We start from the raw sequence: 21,296 nt of genomic DNA, 5'->3' as shown, positions 1-21,296 counted from the left end.
ACTCAAATGAAAAAAACGATATGTATTATAACACTTTTGGTAATCTCCGGAACAACATTCGGCCAGGCGGCAGATAAACATATGAAAAATTTAGACCCAGGATTTGTACACGTCGTTAACTTCTGGCTCAACAATCCCGACAATAAGGATGACCAAAAGCAATTTGAAAAAGCGTTGAAAAAGCTTATGAAGAAATCAAAACATGCAAACACTCAATATTTTGGTAAACCTCCGACCGCTACCAGGGATGTGGTAGATGATTCTTTTACATATACCTTAATCGTAAGTTTTAAAAATGCCAAGGAACAGGAGAAATACCAAAAAGAAAAAGCGCATGAGAATTTTATAGACGAAGCTCAAAGTCTTTGGAAAAAAGTGGTCGTTTATGATTCTGAAGGAATCAAACTATAAGTTTCACGGCCGACACCAGATCTGTATAGTATTATTTTTTAGCTGAACTTTGGATAAATGAACATTGAAGAATTCAGAGAGCTTTGTTTGCGAAAAAAAGGGGTTACAGAAGAATTTCCTTTTGATGCAGAAACTCTGGTATTCAAGGTAATGGGTAAAATCTTTTCAATAGCCCCGCTTGAAAGGATTCCATCTCAGGTAAATTTAAAATGTGACCCGGAAAGGGCCATTGAGCTGCGGGAAACCTATGATGGAATTATAACCCCCGGCTATCATATGAGCAAAGTGCATTGGAACACATTGTTTCTGGAACAGTTGCCCACTAAACTGATATCAGAACTTGTGAATCATTCTTACGAATTGGTAGTTTCTAAGCTAACCAAAAAACAAAAATCTGCGCTCGAGGGTATGATTTAATCTTTATATCCCTTTGAGAATACCATATCTTTACCACCTCAATTCAAAGAGCTAGTTTATATGCTTAATCCCATCACGTTCTACAAAGAAAGAAAAGACAAATTGAGTAAGCAGCATGTTCAGGTGAAACGGCAATTATGGGTCTCCAGTATGGTTAGGTTGACGGTTTTTGTCCTTGCAATTTTAGGGATATACCTGTTTTATGACAACTCAAATTACATTCTTTTAATTGTTCTTTTTGCGGCAATACTTTTTCTTTATTTGGTTTCAAGACATAGCGACCTGTCGTACCAAAAAAATAAATTGCTGGCCTTGATCTCCATTAATGAAACGGAGCTGCAGGTATTGGGTCGGAAATTTTATCAGCTCCCGGATGGAAATGAATTCTTAGACCAAGCACATTTTTATAGTCAGGATATAGATCTTTTCGGCAAGGGATCTTTTTACCAATATTGCAACCGAACATCCCTGTCGGAAGGCGGCCAAACCCTGGCAGACTTGTTAACTGAAAACAGCATTGAAAAGGTCATAGAAAAACAAGATGCTATTAAAGAATTGGGCTTTTTAGCAGAATGGAGGCAGGATTTTTCGGCAGTTGCCAAATTGATAAAAACGGAAGTCTCGTCGGCTAGTTTAATAAGAGGGCTGAAAACGTATCAGTCATTCGTTCCTAATCTGATGAAATGGTTACCCACGGTGTTTTCTATTTTCTCACTGGCAGTTATTGGGCTCTATTACTTCAATTATGTTTCGGGATGGGGGTTGCTGTTGTGGTTTTTTATAGGACTCGGTATTGGGGGGAGATATTTACGCAGGATAAATGTGTTATCCCAGAAGATATCTAAAGCACAGAGCAGTTTTCAACAATATCAAAAACTGATTTTACTTTTGGAGAATATAGAATTCCAATCCGGATATTTGAATCATGAAAAGGACAATATTCTTGAGGAAGGAGTTAAGGTTTCGCAAGTTTTAAAACAATTCTCCCAGATGCTAAATGCCTTCGACCATAGGAATAATATGATTTTTGGTATTGTGGCAAATGGGTTTTTGTTATGGGATTTAAGGTATTGTTATGCTATAGAAAAATGGATTAGTCGTCATGGCGACCAGGTTGGACAATGGCTCAATGCCATCGCTTTTTTTGATGCTTATAGCAGCCTGGGTAATTTTGCTTTTAATCACCCCGATTATACTTTTCCAGAAATATCAAAAAATGATCTTATCATAGAGGCCGTAGATGTCTCACATCCAATGCTGGACCCATCGGAAGGGGTAACAAATAATTTTAAAATTTCCAGGGAAGAATTCTTTGTAATTACCGGCGCAAATATGGCGGGTAAGAGTACATTTCTGCGAACTATCTCCCTTCAGATTGTTATGGCCAATATGGGCTTACCGGTATGTGCTGCCTCGTTGTTCTACCAACCCATAAAACTGATTACCAGTATGCGCACTGTAGATTCTTTGACAGAGCATGAATCCTACTTTTTTTCTGAACTTAAACGCTTAAAGTTTATTATTGATAACATTAAGGAAGATGAATACTTTATTGTGTTGGATGAAATTCTAAAGGGAACTAACAGCACTGATAAAGCCATAGGTTCTAGAAAGTTTATTGAAAAGTTAGTCAGTTCCAATTCAACCGGTCTGATTGCGACTCATGATTTAAGTCTTTGTAAGGTAGCCAAAAGTTTGGAAAAGGTTGATAACTACTATTTTGATGCTGCAATTGTAAATGATGAATTGCATTTTGATTATAAGTTTAAAAAAGGCATTTGTCAAAACATGAATGCTTCATTTTTGTTGAAGAAAATGAATATAGTTGAATAGTATATGGATTCACTAACACAAATAGTTTTAGGTGCCTCCGTTGGCGAGGTGGTACTTGGTAAAAAGGTGGGGAATAAGGCTATGCTCTATGGTGCTATTGCCGGTACTATTCCTGATCTTGATGTCTTAAGTCGCTATTTTGTAGACACGGTTACCTATACAGAATGGCACAGGGGGTTTAGTCATTCTATTCTGTTCAGCCTTCTTTTTGCACCTATTTTCGGTTGGCTGATTTCTAAAATTGAGAAAAAATCCGGCATAAGCTGGCAGCAATGGTCCAAACTTATGTTTTGGGGTTTGTTTACACATCCTATTTTGGATTCCTTTACCACCTGGGGCACACAGCTTTTTTGGCCTTTTGACCTGCGCTTGGCTTTTCAGAATATTTTTGTAATAGATCCATTATATACGTTTCCTTTTCTGTTTTTCCTGATTCTGACTATGAGACAACACAGGCTGTCACCGGCCAGAAGAAAGTATAATCGAATGGGTCTTATTGTTAGTAGCGGCTATCTAGTGGTAACCTTACTATTGAAGGGAATTACATATAAGAAATTTACTGATAATTTGGAGGATCAAGAAATTGCTTATGAGCAGATTCAAACCAGGCCAACCCCATTTAATTCAATACTATGGAATGCAAATGTAGATACAGGAAAAGAATATTTAATAGGAGAATACTCATTGTTTGATACCAAGCCAATTGTATTCAGGGCCTACCCTAAAAACCACGCTCTATTGGGAGAACTCGCTAGCGAAGACAAAATCCATCGCCTCATCAAAATAGCAGAAGGCTGGTATACTATTTCTCACAAGGAACAAATCTTACTTTTTAATGATCTTCGTTTTGGTTTGATAAGCTTAAATCCCATTGATCCCAAATTTGCTTTTAGTTATAAGCTGTTTAAATTAAATAATGAGGTCATAGTTGAGGAAACCCCAAAATTCAAAGAAGACGCGCAAAACGTTCTTATAGAATTATGGGCGAGAATCTGGGGCAACTAATCCCCGATTTCCTAAATCTTATTATTGGTTATGATTTCTTATAAGCTTTTTATCTGCAGATCATGAAAGGTATCTGCCTGTAACCGTAATAACTCTTCGGCTTTCTGCTTTTTATACGCGTAAACGGCTTCTTCTTCAGCTATTTCACCATATATTTTTTCATTCAGCGAAGTGTCTGTGGCCAGGATTTTTTGCCGTTGCAACACTTTTTGCATCACCCAGGTCTCTACGGCGCTTTCCTCATCTTCCAACTTAAGGTCATATGGCCCTTTAGGTGCCAGAAGTTTTACTATTATAGGTGATGTTTCTATTGCAAGGAATAAAAGGAAAATAAAGAAGGATGGAAACCATGGAAGTTCACCAAGCGCACTTATACGGGCCATTAGACCATCAAATCCGTCGATAATGGGTTGAGAATCATCAACTGCCTGAGAATATTCTGTATTAAGCCCGACGATCTGGGTTTCTATACCAGCTATTTTATTTGCATTTGCTTCCTTTAACTGTATTAATTCCAATATGTACCTGCTCTGCCTTCCGCCTCTGAAATATAGGTGTCGTACAGGGCGTTTGTTTCAGCCTCTTTTATATTTATCTCATTCTTAAGTGATCCAATATCCTCATTTAGGCTTGCAACCACCGGAGTGTATTGCTGAGCAATCTGTGCTTTATTTGCCAGAGTGAGTTCGTTTTTTTGTTCCAATAAAACCTGGTTGATTTCCTTTTCGAAAATTTTCATTTCCAAAGGCTTGGAGATTACCACGGCAATAATGACTGCCAGAATTATCCTGGGGGTAGCCTGTAAAAATTCACTTTTAATGCTGTCTCTTTTTTTAATAGTGGAAACAATAAACCGGTCCAGGTTAAAAATTAAAAGGCCCCAGATAAGGCCAAAAAAGATGGCGGTATAAACGTTGTCAAATACAGTGTATAGTGCGTAACTACCTGCAATAAATGCCATTACAGCGGTAAAAAAAACAGTAGCACCTATGCCGGCGTATTTGTTTTGTTCTCCTGAAGAACAGGATTCGAGAATGCCCGTGTCCGCTCCGGAACAGAGGATAAAAAAGCGTCGTATCATTATAGTGTTCGTTTTTGATTCTAATGGTTAGAACGCAATTTGCATAGATTTGTTACACTATATCGAAATAAAAATGCCTCATTAAGAAGGTTTTATGAATTCCAGGAATTTTCCCTCAACATTTTTGAACAATTTGGGCTGTTTCTCAAATCCGAATTTACTTAGAAAGAAGTTCCGTATAGTATTTATAGAAATATGGTATAGTTTCAATTCCTTTTAAAAAATTCCATACTCCAAAATGCTCATTCGGAGAATGAATGGCATTACTGTCCAGTCCAAAACCCATTAAGATGGACTTAGTTCCTAACTCCTTTTCAAATAAGGGGACAATGGGGATGCTACCCCCGTTTCTCTTGGGTACCGGAACTTTTCCAAATGTTGACTCATAAGCCTTACTGGCTGCCTGGTAACCTATACTGTCTATGGGCGTTACATAACTTTCGCCGCCGTGGTGAGGAATAACTTTCACCTTTACTCCGGCAGGTGCAATATTTTCAAAATGGGTTTTAAAAAGTTGAGTGATCTCATGCCAGTCCTGATGGGGTACGAGCCGCATGGAGATTTTTGCATGTGCCTTGCTCGCAATAACAGTTTTTGCGCCTTCTCCTGTATAACCACCCCAGATGCCATTCACATCAAGTGTAGGTCTTATAGAGTTTCTTTCATTTGTTGTATACGAAGATTCACCATAGACATCATCAATGTCCAGCGCCGCTTTATATGCCGCCAGGTTAAAGGGTGCTTTTTCCATGGCGTTGCGCTCCTCTCCGGTGAGTTCATCTACCTTATCATAAAATCCGGGAATGGTAATATGATTATTTTCATCATGCAAAGAGGCAATCATTTTTGTTAGGATGTTGATTGGATTGGCAACTGCTCCTCCATACAATCCCGAATGTAAATCCCTGTTTGGTCCCGTTACTTCCACTTCCACATAACTCAATCCTCTAAGACCTGTCGTTATTGAAGGAACATCATTAGCGATCATTCCGGTATCTGAAATTAATATAATATCATTTTCCAGTTTTGCATGATTCTCTTTAACAAAGTCCGACAAGCTTTCGCTTCCTACTTCTTCTTCCCCCTCAATCATAAATTTAACGTTGCACGGAAGCTCATTGTTTGCAACCATAAATTCAAGCGCTTTTACATGCATATATACCTGTCCCTTATCATCAGAGGCTCCACGGGCATAAATAGCACCATCAGGGTGGAGTTCCGTTTTTTTAATAACCGGGTCAAAAGGTGGGGAATCCCATAGATCTAATGGATCCGGGGGTTGTACGTCATAATGGCCATATACCAGAACCGTTGGTAGATTCTTATCAATTGTTTTTTCTCCATAAACGATCGGATATCCCTGAGTTTCACAAATCTCAACAAGATCACAACCGGCATTTTTTAAAGAAGTGGCAAATGCCTCAGCAGTATCAAGAACATCCTGAGAATAAGCAGAATCTGCACTAACAGATGGCATTTTCAAAAGCTGTATGAGCTCATTTATAAAACGTTCTTTGTGTTGTTCCAGGTAAGCCTTTATGTTTTGCATTATCAAAAATTTGAAGAATGATTAAATTTACGAAAAGAAGGTTGATAATTTTAAACTTCGATTATTTTTAAATTGAAATTTTGCTTTATATTTGCAACCCCATAATACTGATAGTTCCTTTTCCATAGAATTGGGAAAGAGAAGCTATCAGGACGGGTAATGCAGGCGTGGTGGAATTGGTAGACACGCTAGATTTAGGATCTAGTGCCGAAAGGTGTGAGAGTTCGAGTCTCTCCGCCTGTACGAAGTAAAGGCCCATCCATTTTTGGATGGGTTTTTTTATGAAAGACGGAGAGGGGAGAAGTTTATCCGGCTAAAAGCGGGAAGTCTCTCTGCCTATACAACTAAAGAAAGCCGACTTTTGCGTCAAATGACCTTGAAACCTCTTTAAAATCACAAAAATAATGGTTTGATAGCGTCCCACAAATGGTTGGTTTTACGAGACTATTGAGAAAATTATGTTTTGTCCATGAATTGAAATGTGAACTATAATAACATTCTAAATTGAAGGCTTCCCTATTTTTGGGTATTTTAATTATCTTTTAAAAAAGAATAGAATTATTAATGGTTTCTACAACCCCTAAAGCTGCTCTTTCTCCAGAAATCATTGCAGCATTTAATGAAGCATTGAGCTGCGCGTCACCTGCTAAAAAGATACCGGATGTTAAATGTGTCTCCGATGGAGGAACCTCATATTGAATGTTCTTCAATTCAGGTAAAGCCATTGGAATAGAATAATGCTTTAAAAATTTATATGAATTGATACCACAATGGTCTCTGAGTTCTCTTTGAACACGAGATATTAAAGCTTCATTCGATAAATCGTGATTTTTGACAACAGTTACCGAAAGTAACTCAGTTTGTGGTTTGGTAGCCATCTCTAAACTAGTATGGAAGAAAATATTGTTAATCAGTGCCCCTGAATCTGTTATAAGACCTATTAGGGGTTTATCGATAACGCGGGTTTTGGTTTCGAAATATAAGGTATCACAGGATTTCCATTTGGTAGACTGTCTATTTAGGTTTTGAATCAGGTTACTGGCATCCGTGGCTACAATTGTGAAATCACTTTTTAGGCTTTCACCATTGGTCAAAAGTATCTCACCATCTTTAATAGAACTTACCATTGTATTATATTTAAATTCAGTTCTTGTCAAACTTTTTGCTAATTGCCTTGGAATAGCCTCCATGCCCAACTTAGGTAGTGCGGCAGAACCCTCACCAAACATTTTATATACAAATTCGAACATCCTACTTGAAGTATGTAGGCTTGGCTCAAGAAAAATACCTGAAAAGAAAGGTTTGAAGAATTGATTTATCATTTGGAAGGAAAATCCAAAATCCATTAAATAAGACATCGTGGTTTTTTCTTCTTCTTCAAATATTTCAGATAAGGTTTTTCGTTGTAGAAGTTTGTTCAACTTAAGCACCTTAAGCTTATCCGTCATTGTTCCAATGCGAGAGACTAATGTTGAAAACAACAAAGATACATCTCTTGAAGGATCTCCGATTATAGATTGCCTGCCTCCATTGAATATGGCGGCGCCAGGGGTGAATTTCTGTAAATCCAAAGCATCTAGATCAAGGTATTTCTGGGCTGCTGGGTATGCCGTCAATAATACTTGAAACCCCCTGTCTAAATGACACCCTTCTATAACATCTGTCTTTACACGACCACCCGCTCTTTCGGTCGCTTCTATTATAATCGGGCAAAAGCCATTGGCTTCTAGAACCTTTGCCGCTATTAGACCACTTACTCCCGCACCAATGATATGTAGATTAAAATCTTTTTTTTTCATTTTCTTTTTAGTCTTCGCTTATGCTGTGTCATTTTCAAAATTAGTGTATTTAATTTATGTTTAACATTATATATTTATTTTTAAACAAAATATAAAATACTTTTTATTTCATAAATGTTACAAATGAATAAAACTTCAATAGTGCGTTGCCAACATTTTAATGCGGCCCATAGATTACATATTAAAAGATGGAGTGACACAAAGAACGAAGAAATCTTTGGAAAATGTAACAACCCGAATTATCATGGACATAATTATGAATTAGAAGTAAAAGTCATTGGAGAATGTGACCCAGAAACGGGCTATGTCATTGACACAAAAATTCTTTCTGATCTCATAAAGGAAAATCCAAAATCCATTAAATAAGACATCGTGGTTTTTTCTTCTTCTTCAAATATTTCAGATAAGGTTTTTCGTTTTAGAAGTTTGTTCAAGTGTTTTAATAATCATAATATTCCAGCTGTAAAAAATCGTTTTTAAGCTGAACCATTCTATCTATAAATTTTTTGTTTTCAATGTAGTTTTTGTTTTTTAAAAACTGGATGAAGTTTCCATTGGCGTGAATGCTAAAAGACTGTGCATTATAGATGACCAAACGATAATAAGGAATAATCCACGAAAAACGTTCTAATTTACAAGTATAATGTACAATGACGCCTTTTGGGCGTAATTCAATATTGCCATAATCGAGCTCTGAAAATTTCAGTTTCCCAAGATTTAATTTAGGACTCGTTTTATAAATTATAAGTCTACTCGAACCAATACCGCCTTGTTTGATTCGTTGCAGTAAAGAGAATTTTTTACCTACTAAACCCGTGCTTTCTATCTTGTAATCTTCGTTGTTGTAAGTTGTGTTAAATACCATCCTTATGTTTTAAAAATTTAAATCCTTAAGATATTCCTCACCATTTTTAAGATGTATGTCCTTTTTCTCCTCCGTCATTTTATCGAACATATGTACAAGCATTCCCAATCTTGGGTTTTGTAGAAAAAAGGAACGGTGTGTATCCATGAAACGCCAAAAGAGTCCGTCCCAAATCTGTTGCCACCCGCCTTTTTTGTAGTTGCTCATCTTCATTAGATAATTACTGCCACTTATATATGGTTTGGTAGCCATTAGCCCGCCATCTGCAAATTGGCTCATTCCATACACATTGGGTACCATTACCCAATCATACGAATCGATAAACAGCTCCATAAACCAGCGATATACTTCATCTGGGTCGAATTCACAAAGCACCATAAAATTACCCAAAACCATTAAGCGTTCGATGTGATTACAATAGCCTGTTTTCAATACTTTTTTAATGGTTTGATCTACAGGATAAATTCCAGTACTACCGTCATAAAAGGACGGTGGAATCTTTTTGGTAAAGCCCCAAAAGTTTTGTGTGCGTTCATCACTACCACGACTTTCGTAGATGCCCCTAATGAACTCGCGCCAACCTATTATCTGGCGTATAAAACCTTCGGTAGAATTAATCGGGACATTATTTTTTTCAGAATACGCTAAACTCATTTCTACAATCTCCTTGGGCGTAATTAATCCGACATTTAAGATAGGCGTTAGCACGCTATGGTTGAGGATTGATTGCTCCGCTACAATGGCATCTTCATAGACACCAAATTCCATAAAACGGTATTCTAAAAACTGTTGAAACCAAGCGTCTGCTGTTTCAAAATTAGTTGGATACAGGCAATGCTCCGTAAGACTTCCCAAATGGTTTGAAAAGTTCGTTTCTGTATACGCTAAAGCTTCGGTATAAAAATTGTCTACATCAGGAAATTTAATGGATGGAGGCGTTTTGTTTGCCGGAAACTTCTTTCGGTTTTCAGTATCAAAAGTCCATTTTCCACCAGTGGGTTTTCCATCAGGTTCGATAAGGATATTTCGCTTTTTTCGTTGTTCTGTATAAAAGGAAGTTTGGTGGTATTTTTTCTTATCGCTTCGGAAAAAAGTGGAAAGTTCTTCTTTGGTATTTAAAAACAAAGGCGAATCGAAAACCGTAGTGGTTATATTATGTTTTGCACAAGAACTACATATGCGTCTATCCAACCAAGTGTCTACAGGGTCGATGTAATTGATATGCGCAATGCCTTGGCGTTTCAATTCCGGAATGAGCTTTCGTATATCTGCAATAGCACTGGTAGCTTCTATATAAAGAACTTCTATTTTTTTAGATTTCAAAAATGCCTCATAGGCTTTCATCGTAGCTCTGTGAAATGCTATTTTCTGTTTGTGAAACGGATACTGTTTAAAAAACAAGAATTCTTCAATTATGTATATAGGCGATGCTACCTCAAAAAGTGGTGAGACTTTGAAAAGCTGATGCGGAAAAACAAGATGTACACTTTTCATTTATGCTTTATTTCTTCTGCAACGTTCGCTACAATATTTAACGGCCTCCCAGTTCGTTTCCCATTTCTTTCGCCAAGCGAAGGGCCGTTGGCATACCACACATATTTTTTCTGGGAGATGCTGCTTTTTCATTTCTTAAAATTCTGGCACTTCATTCACTCTTACATATGGATATTTTGCTATTTTCTTTACTTCATAGTAGCTATTCAATCCTGAAATACCTACACTTTTGGTTTGCTCTAAATCTATATCACCATCGTTCATTCCCGTTTCAGGGAGTATTAAATGGTGTATTTCACCTATAATGAGCATCGTTCCATTTAAAGGAATAGCAATAGCCTCTTTAAAACGCATTCCCATTTTTAGGTAACTCTCTTTAACAAAAGGTGCTACAAAGCCATTTTCATATGCCTCTGTAAGCCCACATCGTGCAAATTCTGAAATGTTCTTATCAAATTTCGCTGAGGTATAATGTGCCTGTTCGATAAACTCAGGATGAATGTGATTGATGGTATACAGGCCGTTTTCCTTTATATTTTCAAGTGTATGCCCCACCTCTTCTGTTTGTGGTCTACAAATAAAGCCTAATAGTGCGGGGTTACTTCCCAGATGAACCAGGGAGCTAAATACGGCAAGATTGGTGTTGCCATCCTTGTCTAAGGTTCCTATTAAATTTGCGGGCTTGATGCCGGTGACCGAATTAATGATTTTGAGCCTTGTGATACTATCCAAATCCGCTATGTCCTGTTTGCTATAGTGCATCTTAGTTATTTTTATTTACGTGCTTTTGCAATAAACGTTTTTTCTCTTTTTGGACTGCAGGATGTTTTTTGTGTCCCCATATTTTTTCTCTGGCCACTCGTGCGCTTTCTTTTAAATCTAAAATCGGTAATGGATAGTCAACACCAATACTTACATTACAAAAGGTTTGTTCCATGGCGGTCATTTTCCAAGGTTCGTGAATATGGGTTTCAGAAACATTCATAAGTTCTGGCACCCATTTTTTTATAAAAATACCTTTAGGATCGTGTTCTTGTGAGTTTTTTACGGGATTGTAAAGGCGTACGGTATTGATACCCGTTGTACCCGCCTGCATTTGAAATTGCGGATAATGTATACCTGGCTCATAATCTAAGAACTGCCGAGCGAGATGATACGCTCCATCACGCCAATCTTGGTCTAGATTGAGCGTTAAAAATGAAACTACCATAGCGCGCATTCTAAAATTGATCCATCCTGTCTGTTCCACAGCTCTCATACACGCATCAATGAGCGGATAACCAGTCATGCCCATTCTCCACGCTTTAATAAACACCTCATTTTTGTTGTGTGGCAATAATTCAAAGCCTTTATTGATGCATTGGGTTTCATAGCTACATTCCATCTCGAACTTCTGTATAAAATGACAATGCCAATGTAATCGGTTAAGCATTGCAGAAAATGCCCTGCTGTTTTTTGTGCCGTTGGGATGTGTACCGATGTATTGAAAAGCTTGCTTAATACTCAAATTTCCCCAAGCGAAATAAGGAGACAATCTGCTGCAAGCAGTTCTGCTTTCGGTAGGTTTAGAAATATGCTTTTGATAGTTGAACCCTCTTTGAGTGGTAAAAGAATGCAAATAACGCCATGCGTTTTGTTCGCCCGCAGGTTGGTATTGTTTTGGGTATGCCTGTAGTTGCGCTGCTAATTTTGAAGGTAAGGTAAATGAATGCTCTAGAACACCTATTTTAGAGACTGAATAGGTATTCAGTACTATGGGCCGATGCATGGTTAAATGCCATTGCTTATTCCAATTATCCCTGTTTTTAATACCGCGTATAATCCCGTCGCGTTGCGATTCTTGCCACAAGATGTTGTTTTGCTTGCAAAATTCAGCAATTTGTTTGTCACGCTGCCAAGTGATTTGCGTGCCGCTTTCGCAAAAACTATACAAGTTTCTTATATCGAACTTCTCATTTAGAAAATTGAAAACATCCGTCGCCTCTCCGCAGAAAATGGCTACTTGCCTTTTAAACCGCTCTAGACTTTTGTTCATAGCCATTAAAGAGTGATATACAAACTGTAAATGCCTTAAACTTATATCTGGATGCTTGATAAGGGATGGCTCGAACATGTAGATAATTAGATACGGAATACTTGCTTGCTCGGCCATAAAAAGAGGTTCATGGTCTTGCAAACGAAGATCACGTTTTAACCAAACGATATTGACGGCATCCCTTTTCAATAGGTCAGTTGTTTTTTACACTTCTTCCAAAAGGCAAAGAATGATGGGTAATACCCTTTGATATCGAACATCCAATCTCTAGGCTCTTCCGTGCCCTTATAATGCCCATTTAGTGGATGTTCTTTGTAATGGATGTTAAACAACGGGTATGCGGCTACCAATTCATCGAACTCGCCAACGTATATTTGAATGTTCTCGATATTTTCTGAAAGCGCCAACACAAAATCCATCGAGTTCTGTGAAACTGGATAGTGCTTGAAATGCGATGGTTCTAACAATAGGATTCTGTTTGCTTCGATGTCATTTTTCCAACAAGGGTCTAAATTATAAAAATTATAGAGCAGTGTTGGTAGTGTATCACTTACTGAAATACCCTTTGATAGGGGCAATGTTGTTGTTAGTTCAAGAGCAGTGGTAGCCAATAATACCTCTGGAATTTCAAGGGTGTGGAATGTTTCGTACGGCACATCTAAAAAAGTGCCTTTTTGATCGGTATAAGCGTATTTGTTGATGTTATCTTGATTAGCATAATATTTCTTGTTACTGTTGGATCCTGCCACCCATTGCCAACTTAGGGCGTTGCTTGCCCAATCCGCGTCAAGCAAATGAAAATACATCCATTGGGCTGGAAGCTTCCAGTGTGATTGACCTATATTGGAAGCTATGGATGCTATGTACATTCTTAGATGATTGTGCAAATACCCGGTACTGTAAAAGTTTGTAATGGCGGTATCTATGGCTTCAATTCCTGTAGATGCATTTGCAATAGCCTCTGGAATATCCGTATTTGAAATAGGGTTTTGTTTATTTTTTAAATCCGAATTGATGTCATCGCCTTTAGCAATCCAAACTTGTTGCCAGTAGTCGCGCCATGCGAGTTCTTGAATGAATTTTTCAATAGCCTCAGGTTGATGCCCTCGTTTTAATATTTCGGAAAGAATCTGTTTTGTAGAAATAACACCACGAGAAATATAGGGTGATAGATGTGTTACCGCACCATCTATGAAATTTCTAGTTTTACCATACTTTAGAGGATTGATATCGCGAATACGTTGTTCTATTTCATTGTAAGTAGTAGGAAACAATGGTATTTGATTTTCAAACAAATCATTCATTAGCGTTTACTGATTTTATTTCCTGAAATAGCTTTTTGTCGCGAACATTTAAATCGCGTAATATCTGGATTGCGCTTTTTTAAATGTTTTTGACTTACGCCGCTGTTTACGCGTTTACGCCAGCGTTTAAAACTGGATTCCTTCAGATTGGCTCGCATAAGTTTAATTACTTCTTTTTCGGGTAATCCAAACTGAAAGTGTATGGCTTCAAAAGGAGTACGGTCTTCCCAAGCCATCTCTATGATACGGTCTAACTCTCTTTCTGTGAATTCCCTAGCTTGAATCAAAGTTGTACCGTTTTTTCCCAAATCTGGTCTGAATTTAAATAGAAACTGCCTAGCGCATTGAAGCTGCATTGGTCAGGCTCAATGATGGAAAGAAACGATTCTCCATTTCCCCTTTTATATAAATGATAGGTTTCTCCAATTATTGGCTCAAACGAGAATTTTGCACTGAAAATAAGGTTGTTGTATTCAAACTCTTCCATCATTTTTTCGTATTCGGCTTTCAGTTCCAGATATTTTGTTTGAACTTTATGATTTACTTTATTGATACTTCTATTTTTCCATGCAAGGGTATCGGTTGCTGTAATTACAGGGGCACCAACATTAGTCGCATAGGGTTTTAATGCGGCTTCATAGGTTTGATTTGCTACATTGAAAACCACATTATCTGGTTTTTTCTTTTCTGCAATGCTCAAAATGAGGATTATTTTAATTTTTCTAGATGCTTCATCACTTCTTCTGCTTCAAATACTTTTTGGTCGCTTAACTTTCTATTTGTGGTAGAAAGACCATGTGCTTCTTTTAAGAGTTTTGCATATTGCTCTTGTAGTTTTTCTTTTTCCGATTTCTTTTTAAATAGTCCGATCATATTTTAAATTTATATAAAGTGTATTCTTTAGAAAGCATCGGGCTGTCTGCCTTTCAGGCGTTTATCAATTTTTTTCTTCTTTGCGGTAAGTCGCTTCATAACATCCATCAGGCTTGTATCCTTCGTTTCCTTGTAAATTTCATTGATGGCCAAAATGATGCGTTTAGCCTCTCTGGAAGTTTCAACTCGATTACTTGTGGTCATACCGCTCATCTTGGCGTTTTCTAAAGCAAATGCTTCTTTTAAAATGTCCATAATTAATATTGTTTAAAGTTATACAAATATAGTCAAACAAAAAATTAAAATAAAATCGAATGCCCAATAAATATCCTTTTAACTTACATTTAACGGCTATTTCTATGGATTGGGTTAATTCGAGGTAATGAAGTGCTGCTGTAGCCCTTTTAAAAGATATTTGGCCTCATTGTTTCATAAAAGTACAAAGCAACAATATGCTCGTTTAATTTGGTTAGATTATTCTCTGTCTTTGAAGGCTTCAGAAACACGAACATAACTTTTAATAAATTTATATAGCCAAGTTAATTTAGATTCACTACTTTATTCAAAAAATTAGTTGCTTATGAAAAATTTTACATTGCCTATACGATTTGGGATTGCTGCGAGTGGTTCACTGATTGGATATTTTTTATTGTTGTCACTGTTTGATTTTCATACTAATATTTTTTTCAGTCTCTTTAACGGGGTGATAACAGGTTTTGCAATTTATGAGGCCATTAGGTATAGAAGAATTGAGGAAGGTTCGAACTTCAATTATACTAAGGGTTTTTCAACTGGTATTGTTACTGGTTTTACCGCTACCATTATTTTTACAGTTTTCTTTACACTTTACGCTACTGAAATTAACCCAGAGTTTTTAGCCAACCTTTCAAAAGCTTGGTTCAAGAATTTTGATTTTGAGGCCATTGTGTTTTTTACTATCGCTATTATGGGTTTTGCTACCACTTTAGTATTAACACTCTCATTTATGCAGCTTTTCAAGTCTTCTAGCAACGCTATTAAAAAATGATTTAAATCAAAACTATACAGTTTCCCAATGCACTAAGGCCACCTGGAGATAATCCCACGGATGGCCTTTTTTTATGAAAGACGGAGAGAGGAGAAGTTTATCCCGCTAAAAGCGGGAGGTCTCTCCACCTGCACAGACTAAAGGCTTCTCTTAAACGAGAAGTTTTTTTTGTTTTAAAAAGTTGAAAATTATCTTGGTGGAAAGTGATTGTTTGCAAAATCAATGTTCAGTGATGATAAACTAGAAATTATACATATTGTAAAAGCCAAAGGCGACCATGCAGTCTTAAAGCTATATTAGCAAAAAAGGAAAAAGCCTTATTCTTCTGGCGTATAAGATTATTTCGCAACTCAGGAAATTTTGTTGTGAACTAAACCCTATGGAATATCTTTCCATGTGAAATTCCGATTTGATACTTGTATCTTTATTCTAATTAAATTACCTCCAGTGGTTTTAGTTAAAAGATCCTGTCTTTTATTCGGATTATTATTTATCTACTATTCTACGGTCTGGAGCCAGACTATTGAACGTCCCACACTTCAGGCGGGCAGGTTGACAGGTGAAATTACAATAGATGGAATCCTAAATGAAGAGGATTGGCAAAATGCTCAGGTTTTGGATTCCTTCCTTACCACAGAACCGGCAGAAAAGGGTACGCCTTCTGCACCTACCTTAGTACGGGTTATAGCAACCAAAAAGACTATTATTATTGGTGTAGAATGTAAAGATCCTAATCCGGAAAAGATTATCAGGTTTTCTAAACTTAGAGATACAGATATTTCCAATGAGGACCATATCAAAGTAGTGATTGATCCGTTTAAGGACGGACAATCGGGGTACATTTTAGCTGTAAACGCTAATGCTGCCCGCTATGACGCTTTGGTTTCCAATAGGGGGGAATCTGAAAACAAAGACTGGGACACCATTTGGGAAGCCCGGGTATCTATCAATGAAAATGGCTGGATTGCAGAGATACGATTGCCCATTCAAAGCATCTATTTCAAAAAAAGTTTAACAGAATGGGGATTTAATGTAGAACGGCGCATACAAAGAAATCAGGAAACGATTCGCTGGGCAAATGTACAACGAGATCAGTTTTTTGGACAGACGAGCAGAGCAGGTCTTTTGACCAATTTACCTGTTTTCAATTATGGATGGGGTTTAAGTATGAGGCCATCATTAGTAAGTTCATTAAATAAAGAAGGAGCTGATGCGGCGACAATTTTTGATCTGGAACCTAGTCTGGACGCTAGTCAGCGTATAGGTCCAAACGTATTGGCGACCATTACCGTGAATACCGATTTTGCCGAAACGGAAGTAGATACAAGACAAACAAATTTGACACGCTTCCCGTTGTTTTTTCCTGAGAAACGAACATTTTTTCTGGAAGGCTCAGATATATTTGAGTTTGGTTTCGGAACAGGAAGCAGCACCGTCCTGCCGTTCTTCAGCAGGACAATAGGGCTTGTTGGCAACGAACAAGTGCCTATTATTGCAGGAGCAAAGATTAATGGCAGGATTGGTGGTACAGCTTTCGGTGGGCTAGGCGTGCGGACCGACACTTTTGATTCGGAGGGCATACCATATGATGCCACGACTATGGGAGTAATGCGCATACGCCAGAATGTTTTTAAAGAAAGTTCGGTGGGATTTATTGGATCCGTGGGAGATCCTTTAGGGCGTGATGGCAGCTTTATGTCAGGGCTTGATTTTACCTATCAGACTACCCGATTTAACGGAAATAAGAATTTTATTGCCGGTGCATGGGCATTGTATGCAGATAGGGAGGATTTAATGAATGACAGATCTGCCTTTGGGTTTAAATTAGATTACCCTAATGATAAATGGGATTTATCTTTATCGTATTCTCGTATAGGGGAAGAGTTTGATCCCTCCCTTGGATTTGTTCCCCGCCTGGGAATTCATTATTCAAGATTAGGAGCTGTTTATGCCCCAAGACCCGATTGGCCTTTAGTGAGGCAAATGTTTAATGAGCTTTTTGCTACTTACATAAAAAATATTAATGGAGAATGGCAATCCTATAGTGTGTTTATGGCACCTGTTAACTGGCGATTGGAAAGTGGTGACAGAATAGAAATGAATGTAAGACCGGTAGGTGAAAATATCACGGAACCCTTTGATATAGCTGATAATGTTACTATCCCTGTAGGTAAATACAACTTTATGAGATACCGACTGGAAGCTCAATTTGCTGCTAAAAGACGCCTAAATGGTCAGGCAAGTTGGTGGTTTGGTTCTTTTTATGACGGGAGGTTAGATGAACTGGAATTGGAATTGAACTGGAATCCCAGTTCATTGCTGGGATTTGAATTTAATGGGGTTCGGAATATTGGCCGATTGCCCTGGGGAGATTTTAACCAGACCCTTGTGGGTATGCGTGTGCGGTTTAACGTTACTTCCGATCTGCAGTTAAATGCTTATACACAATATGATACAGATAGCAGGATTTTAGGTGTGAATGGACGTATTCACTGGATATTTTCTCCCTTAGGAGAAGTTTTTCTTGTGTTTAATTACAATACATTCAATGATATGACAGACCGATGGACCCTTCAGGAAGAACAGATTTTGTTAAAAGTGCGGTATACCTTCAGACTGTGATCAACATAATATTCAATTTTAATTTTTAGCTGAGGTTTTAGAATTGGCTTTTTATTTTTAGAAACACAATAATTCCTTCCATTACAAATCAAACAAACCTGGTAACCAAAGGCTTAATTGAGGGAAATAGGTGATCAGGAACAGCGCAAGTATCATTACCACAAATAAAGGCAGGAGGGGTTTTATTACTTTTTCGATAGTGGTATTGGCGATTCCTACACCTACAAATAACACAGACCCTACAGGCGGCGTGCATACTCCTATACAGAGATTTAATATCATGATGATACCAAAATGGACCGGATCTAGTCCAAGCTTCATGACTATCGGTAAAAATATTGGGGTGAAAATAAGGACGGCAGGAGTCATATCCATAAATATTCCAACGAACAGAAGCAGAAGGTTTATGATAAGTAATATTATAATCTTATTATCACTAATACTCAACAAACCTGTACTGATATCCTGAGGAATATTTTCATAAGACAATGCCCATGACATACTCATTGATGCCCCTATTAGTAGCATCACAATGGCCGTTGTGGAACATGAATCCAATAAAATTTGGGGCAGCTTCTCAAAGGTAATTTCCTTGTAAATAAAACCAAGGATAAGGCTGTAGAGGACCGCTATAGCCGATGCTTCTGTAGCAGTAAATATCCCTGTAACAATACCTCCGATTACTACTACCAACATAAATAAACTCGGTACGGCAACGATAAAAGTTTTTGTAATATTCCTGAACGTACTTCGCTGGCCAACTTTATACCTCTTTTTCTTTGCCCAAATATAAGCTACCAGCATTAACAACAAACCAGTAAGTATTCCGGGAATATATCCGGCTAGAAATAAGGCTGCTATAGATGCACCACCACTAGCCAGGGAATATACTATCAGCACATTGCTGGGAGGAATAAGGAGTCCGGTGGTTGCCGAAGTAATGTTTACTGCAGCACCAAATTCTTTTGAGTATCCTTCTTTCTCCATTTCAGGGCCTAATATACTGCCCATGGCCGATGCTGATGCCAAGGCAGAACCGGCAATAGCGCCCATAAGCATTGCTGAAATTATATTAATAAGAGCAAGTCCACCGGGTAGGGCCCCAACTAATGTTTTTGCAAAAGCAATCAACCTGTGCGCAATACCTCCTTTGTTCATTAACTCGCCGGAGAGTATAAAAAATGGAATAGCGAGGAGTGCAAAACTGTCTAATCCTGTACCAATGCGTTGAGAGACTGTTGTAAATGCTGGTAATGCGGGAATACTGACTAACATGGTAAGCAATGCGGATATTGTTATACTCCAGGCCACAGGAGTACCAATTGCTAATAAGCATATAAAGCTGATCACCAAAACAAGTATAGGAATATATTCCATAAACATTATTGTTTTAAAATATCGGAAATCTTATAATATATGATGAGTATACCACTAATTGGAATAATGATGTAAACTGCAGACAAGGGCAGCTGTAATGCCGGTGAATATTGTTCTAAAATATAGGTGATATAGACCAATCTGGAACCGCCAATAACCAGGGCAAACAGACAAAATAGAATAATTAAAACACGGACGATAAGTCTTAACTTTTTTTGAGTTTTAGTACTTAATCGTGATGGGAGTACGTATATGGCAACATGCTTGTTACGGCCTGAAACATAGGCAGCTCCCAGTATCCCTACCCATATCATTAGGTATCTGGCGAGTTCATCGGTAAAGGAACTGGGCGCTCCTAACAAATATCTGCTAAATACCTGCCATAAAACATTAATAACCATAATACTCATTATAATTATTAATAAGTTGGCCAAAACCTTGTCGATCGTATTCCTTAATTGCATTTTATTGCGTTTCTTGAATATCTTGTATTATTTTATATAAGTCTTCCCGGTCTTTATATTGTGCGTAAATATCTGCGGATTTTTCAGAAAACAGCGTTTTGTCCGGTCTTATTATTTGAACCCCTGCCTGCTTAACTGCATTAAGCGCTTCTTCTTCAGACTCCATCCATAATTTTCGCTGGTAGCTAATAGAATTCTCTACCGCTTTTGTCAGCCATCCCTGTTCTTCCGTTGAAAGCTTTTTCCATAAATGAGTGCCCGCAAGAAGTACATCGGGCATAACGGTATGTTCATCCAACGAATAGTATTTACACACTTCATAATGGCGTGAAAGATAAAAACTAGGGGGATTGTTCTCTGCCCCGTCTACAACCCCTTGTTGTAACGCTGTGTATAATTCACCCCACGATATAGGGGTAGGTGAGCCTCCCAGACTCGTCACCATATCCATGGACGTAACACTCTCCATAACCCTTATTTTAAGGCCTTCAAGATCCTTTGGAGAATTTATAGGTTTGTTTATTGTATAAAAGCTCCTGCTACCGGCGTCGTAATAACCTAAACCTTTAAGCCAATATTTTTCCCCGTCTTTAAGAAGCATCTTGCCTATAGGTCCGTCTAAAACATTAAATGAATGTTGTCTGTCTCTGAATAGAAAAGGAAGTCCTAACACTTTCATTTTTGGGGCAAAATTTTCCAATACTCCAACTGAAACTTTAGTCATATCCAGACTTCCAATTTGTAAAAGTTCCAAACATTGACGTTCCGTTCCAAGCTGCTGACTCGGATAAATTTCGAGCTGGAGCTTTCCCCCTGAGAGTCTTTCTAAATCAACTCCCATTTCAACAAGAGCAAGATGAACAGAGTGTGTTACATCAAGGCCATGGGCCAATTTAATGGTCCTGGTTTTCTCCAAATTTTCACAACCAAATAGCCAGGATATTATTAATAGAAAATATACCAGCGTGCGAAAGCGCATTAAATCCCGTTTAAAGTTTCTATTTGCAATATACATAAGTAGATTGTTATAATCCGGAGTATTTAATTATGGTAATGAATTGATAAGAATATATGTGGAAATTTATATTCCTAAAGGCTTTCAGGAAACTAATATCACCAGACTTATTAGGAACACTAATT

Annotated in this window: 21 protein-coding genes, 1 tRNA gene and 2 pseudogenes; 8 read left to right on the top strand and 16 right to left on the bottom strand. The window is 37.7% G+C overall.

Annotated elements, in window-relative coordinates:
• Window positions 1-6 precede the first annotated feature (6 nt).
• Genes Q0X66_RS02840 through Q0X66_RS02825 form a run of 4 tightly spaced genes read left to right on the top strand, consistent with a single transcriptional unit; the run spans window position 7 to window position 3,666 of the window.
• Entirely contained in the window at window positions 7-411 is a 405-nt protein-coding gene (locus tag Q0X66_RS02840) for a Dabb family protein (RefSeq protein WP_297702968.1), read from the top strand.
• 57 nt (window positions 412-468) lie between these two features.
• The gene (locus Q0X66_RS02835; protein WP_297702967.1) at window positions 469-828 is read left to right on the top strand and encodes an MmcQ/YjbR family DNA-binding protein; all 360 of its coding nucleotides are present in this window, start codon (window positions 469-471) and stop codon (window positions 826-828) included.
• A 60-nt stretch (window positions 829-888) separates the two neighbouring features.
• Window positions 889-2,661 carry a DNA mismatch repair protein MutS gene (locus Q0X66_RS02830; protein ID WP_297702966.1) on the top strand — a complete coding sequence of 591 codons (1,773 nt, stop codon included), beginning with the start codon at window positions 889-891 and terminating at the stop codon, window positions 2,659-2,661.
• 3 nt (window positions 2,662-2,664) lie between these two features.
• Window positions 2,665-3,666 carry a metal-dependent hydrolase gene (locus tag Q0X66_RS02825; protein WP_297702965.1) on the top strand — a complete coding sequence of 334 codons (1,002 nt, stop codon included), beginning with the start codon at window positions 2,665-2,667 and terminating at the stop codon, window positions 3,664-3,666.
• Between the two features lie 38 nt (window positions 3,667-3,704).
• Here Q0X66_RS02825 and Q0X66_RS02820 read toward each other — a convergent pair.
• Both Q0X66_RS02820 and Q0X66_RS02815 read right to left on the bottom strand, forming a co-directional pair.
• Window positions 3,705-4,747, bottom strand: a pseudogene (locus Q0X66_RS02820) (DUF4407 domain-containing protein).
• A 157-nt stretch (window positions 4,748-4,904) separates the two neighbouring features.
• On the bottom strand, window positions 4,905-6,296 hold the full coding sequence (locus tag Q0X66_RS02815; protein WP_297702964.1) for a dipeptidase: 1,392 nt from the start codon (window positions 6,294-6,296) through the stop codon (window positions 4,905-4,907).
• A gap of 161 nt (window positions 6,297-6,457) precedes the next feature.
• Here Q0X66_RS02815 and Q0X66_RS02810 point away from each other — a divergent pair.
• A tRNA-Leu gene (locus tag Q0X66_RS02810) sits at window positions 6,458-6,539 on the top strand.
• 299 nt (window positions 6,540-6,838) lie between these two features.
• Here Q0X66_RS02810 and Q0X66_RS02805 read toward each other — a convergent pair.
• A complete protein-coding gene (locus Q0X66_RS02805; protein ID WP_297702963.1) occupies window positions 6,839-8,095 on the bottom strand; it encodes an NAD(P)/FAD-dependent oxidoreductase in 1,257 nt (418 codons plus the stop codon).
• A gap of 123 nt (window positions 8,096-8,218) precedes the next feature.
• Between Q0X66_RS02805 and Q0X66_RS02800 the strand changes: the two are divergent.
• Window positions 8,219-8,437 (top strand): annotated as a pseudogene (locus tag Q0X66_RS02800) (6-carboxytetrahydropterin synthase); the annotation flags it as partial.
• A gap of 97 nt (window positions 8,438-8,534) precedes the next feature.
• Here Q0X66_RS02800 and Q0X66_RS02795 read toward each other — a convergent pair.
• From Q0X66_RS02795 to Q0X66_RS02750, 10 genes are read right to left on the bottom strand one after another with little or no spacing between them, the layout of a single operon-like run.
• Window positions 8,535-8,960: a hypothetical protein gene (locus Q0X66_RS02795; protein ID WP_297702962.1), complete on the bottom strand. Its 426-nt coding sequence runs from the start codon at window positions 8,958-8,960 to the stop codon at window positions 8,535-8,537.
• A gap of 9 nt (window positions 8,961-8,969) precedes the next feature.
• Window positions 8,970-10,454: a cryptochrome/photolyase family protein gene (locus Q0X66_RS02790; RefSeq protein WP_297702961.1), complete on the bottom strand. Its 1,485-nt coding sequence runs from the start codon at window positions 10,452-10,454 to the stop codon at window positions 8,970-8,972.
• Window positions 10,455-10,586, bottom strand: a complete 132-nt coding sequence (locus Q0X66_RS02785; protein WP_297702960.1) for a DUF2256 domain-containing protein — start codon at window positions 10,584-10,586, stop codon at window positions 10,455-10,457. It lies immediately after the preceding gene.
• A gap of 3 nt (window positions 10,587-10,589) precedes the next feature.
• Window positions 10,590-11,216, bottom strand: coding sequence for a flavin reductase (locus Q0X66_RS02780; protein WP_297702959.1), 627 nt, complete (start codon window positions 11,214-11,216; stop codon window positions 10,590-10,592).
• Window position 11,217: 1 nt separating this feature from the next.
• Window positions 11,218-12,678 (bottom strand): cryptochrome/deoxyribodipyrimidine photo-lyase family protein, encoded by a 1,461-nt coding sequence (locus Q0X66_RS02775; RefSeq protein ID WP_297702958.1) that lies wholly within the window; start codon window positions 12,676-12,678, stop codon window positions 11,218-11,220.
• Window positions 12,675-13,793, bottom strand: coding sequence for an FAD-binding domain-containing protein (locus tag Q0X66_RS02770; RefSeq protein WP_297702957.1), 1,119 nt, complete (start codon window positions 13,791-13,793; stop codon window positions 12,675-12,677). The genes Q0X66_RS02775 and Q0X66_RS02770 overlap by 4 nt, the downstream gene beginning before the upstream one ends.
• Window positions 13,793-14,077: a TIGR03643 family protein gene (locus Q0X66_RS02765; RefSeq protein ID WP_297703130.1), complete on the bottom strand. Its 285-nt coding sequence runs from the start codon at window positions 14,075-14,077 to the stop codon at window positions 13,793-13,795. Before Q0X66_RS02765 ends, Q0X66_RS02770 begins: the two co-directional genes overlap by 1 nt.
• On the bottom strand, window positions 14,077-14,487 hold the full coding sequence (locus Q0X66_RS02760) for a DUF2452 domain-containing protein (RefSeq protein WP_297703128.1): 411 nt from the start codon (window positions 14,485-14,487) through the stop codon (window positions 14,077-14,079). Before Q0X66_RS02760 ends, Q0X66_RS02765 begins: the two co-directional genes overlap by 1 nt.
• A 14-nt stretch (window positions 14,488-14,501) precedes the next feature.
• Window positions 14,502-14,666: a Lacal_2735 family protein gene (locus tag Q0X66_RS02755; RefSeq protein ID WP_297702956.1), complete on the bottom strand. Its 165-nt coding sequence runs from the start codon at window positions 14,664-14,666 to the stop codon at window positions 14,502-14,504.
• Between the two features lie 27 nt (window positions 14,667-14,693).
• Window positions 14,694-14,921 carry a hypothetical protein gene (locus Q0X66_RS02750; RefSeq protein ID WP_297702955.1) on the bottom strand — a complete coding sequence of 76 codons (228 nt, stop codon included), beginning with the start codon at window positions 14,919-14,921 and terminating at the stop codon, window positions 14,694-14,696.
• 325 nt (window positions 14,922-15,246) lie between these two features.
• Between Q0X66_RS02750 and Q0X66_RS02745 the strand changes: the two genes are divergently transcribed.
• A complete protein-coding gene (locus Q0X66_RS02745) occupies window positions 15,247-15,693 on the top strand; it encodes a DUF4199 domain-containing protein (RefSeq protein ID WP_297702954.1) in 447 nt (148 codons plus the stop codon).
• A gap of 447 nt (window positions 15,694-16,140) precedes the next feature.
• Complete coding sequence (locus Q0X66_RS02740; RefSeq protein WP_297702953.1) at window positions 16,141-18,315, top strand: carbohydrate binding family 9 domain-containing protein; 2,175 nt, start codon at window positions 16,141-16,143, stop codon at window positions 18,313-18,315.
• Between the two features lie 81 nt (window positions 18,316-18,396).
• On the opposite strand, the gene Q0X66_RS02735 is transcribed toward Q0X66_RS02740, so the two are convergent.
• The 3 genes from Q0X66_RS02735 to Q0X66_RS02725 are packed head-to-tail and all read right to left on the bottom strand — an operon-like array spanning window position 18,397 to window position 21,135.
• Window positions 18,397-19,692, bottom strand: coding sequence for a TRAP transporter large permease (locus Q0X66_RS02735; protein WP_297702952.1), 1,296 nt, complete (start codon window positions 19,690-19,692; stop codon window positions 18,397-18,399).
• Window positions 19,693-19,697: 5 nt separating this feature from the next.
• On the bottom strand, window positions 19,698-20,156 hold the full coding sequence (locus Q0X66_RS02730) for a TRAP transporter small permease (RefSeq protein ID WP_297702951.1): 459 nt from the start codon (window positions 20,154-20,156) through the stop codon (window positions 19,698-19,700).
• 1 nt (window position 20,157) lies between these two features.
• Window positions 20,158-21,135, bottom strand: coding sequence for a TRAP transporter substrate-binding protein (locus Q0X66_RS02725; RefSeq protein WP_297702950.1), 978 nt, complete (start codon window positions 21,133-21,135; stop codon window positions 20,158-20,160).
• Window positions 21,136-21,296: the final 161 nt, after the last annotated feature.

It is taken from the genome of uncultured Eudoraea sp. (assembly GCF_947260015.1).
Taxonomy (GTDB): domain Bacteria; phylum Bacteroidota; class Bacteroidia; order Flavobacteriales; family Flavobacteriaceae; genus Eudoraea.
This window is presented reverse-complemented; position numbering and strand designations above follow the sequence as displayed.

What these genes read in the sequence shown, in the direction of transcription:
- Q0X66_RS02840 (WP_297702968.1), top strand. Translation starts at nt 7, where the DNA reads ATGAAAAAAACGATATGTATTATAACACTTTTGGTAATCTCCGGAACA.
- Q0X66_RS02835 (WP_297702967.1), top strand. Translation starts at nt 469, where the DNA reads ATGAACATTGAAGAATTCAGAGAGCTTTGTTTGCGAAAAAAAGGGGTT.
- Q0X66_RS02830 (WP_297702966.1), top strand. Translation starts at nt 889, where the DNA reads ATGCTTAATCCCATCACGTTCTACAAAGAAAGAAAAGACAAATTGAGT.
- Q0X66_RS02825 (WP_297702965.1), top strand. Translation starts at nt 2,665, where the DNA reads ATGGATTCACTAACACAAATAGTTTTAGGTGCCTCCGTTGGCGAGGTG.
- Q0X66_RS02815 (WP_297702964.1), bottom strand. Translation starts at nt 6,296, where the DNA reads ATGCAAAACATAAAGGCTTACCTGGAACAACACAAAGAACGTTTTATA.
- Q0X66_RS02805 (WP_297702963.1), bottom strand. Translation starts at nt 8,095, where the DNA reads ATGAAAAAAAAAGATTTTAATCTACATATCATTGGTGCGGGAGTAAGT.
- Q0X66_RS02795 (WP_297702962.1), bottom strand. Translation starts at nt 8,960, where the DNA reads ATGGTATTTAACACAACTTACAACAACGAAGATTACAAGATAGAAAGC.
- Q0X66_RS02790 (WP_297702961.1), bottom strand. Translation starts at nt 10,454, where the DNA reads ATGAAAAGTGTACATCTTGTTTTTCCGCATCAGCTTTTCAAAGTCTCA.
- Q0X66_RS02785 (WP_297702960.1), bottom strand. Translation starts at nt 10,586, where the DNA reads ATGAAAAAGCAGCATCTCCCAGAAAAAATATGTGTGGTATGCCAACGG.
- Q0X66_RS02780 (WP_297702959.1), bottom strand. Translation starts at nt 11,216, where the DNA reads ATGCACTATAGCAAACAGGACATAGCGGATTTGGATAGTATCACAAGG.
- Q0X66_RS02770 (WP_297702957.1), bottom strand. Translation starts at nt 13,793, where the DNA reads ATGAATGATTTGTTTGAAAATCAAATACCATTGTTTCCTACTACTTAC.
- Q0X66_RS02755 (WP_297702956.1), bottom strand. Translation starts at nt 14,666, where the DNA reads ATGATCGGACTATTTAAAAAGAAATCGGAAAAAGAAAAACTACAAGAG.
- Q0X66_RS02750 (WP_297702955.1), bottom strand. Translation starts at nt 14,921, where the DNA reads ATGGACATTTTAAAAGAAGCATTTGCTTTAGAAAACGCCAAGATGAGC.
- Q0X66_RS02745 (WP_297702954.1), top strand. Translation starts at nt 15,247, where the DNA reads ATGAAAAATTTTACATTGCCTATACGATTTGGGATTGCTGCGAGTGGT.
- Q0X66_RS02735 (WP_297702952.1), bottom strand. Translation starts at nt 19,692, where the DNA reads ATGGAATATATTCCTATACTTGTTTTGGTGATCAGCTTTATATGCTTA.
- Q0X66_RS02730 (WP_297702951.1), bottom strand. Translation starts at nt 20,156, where the DNA reads ATGCAATTAAGGAATACGATCGACAAGGTTTTGGCCAACTTATTAATA.
- Q0X66_RS02725 (WP_297702950.1), bottom strand. Translation starts at nt 21,135, where the DNA reads ATGCGCTTTCGCACGCTGGTATATTTTCTATTAATAATATCCTGGCTA.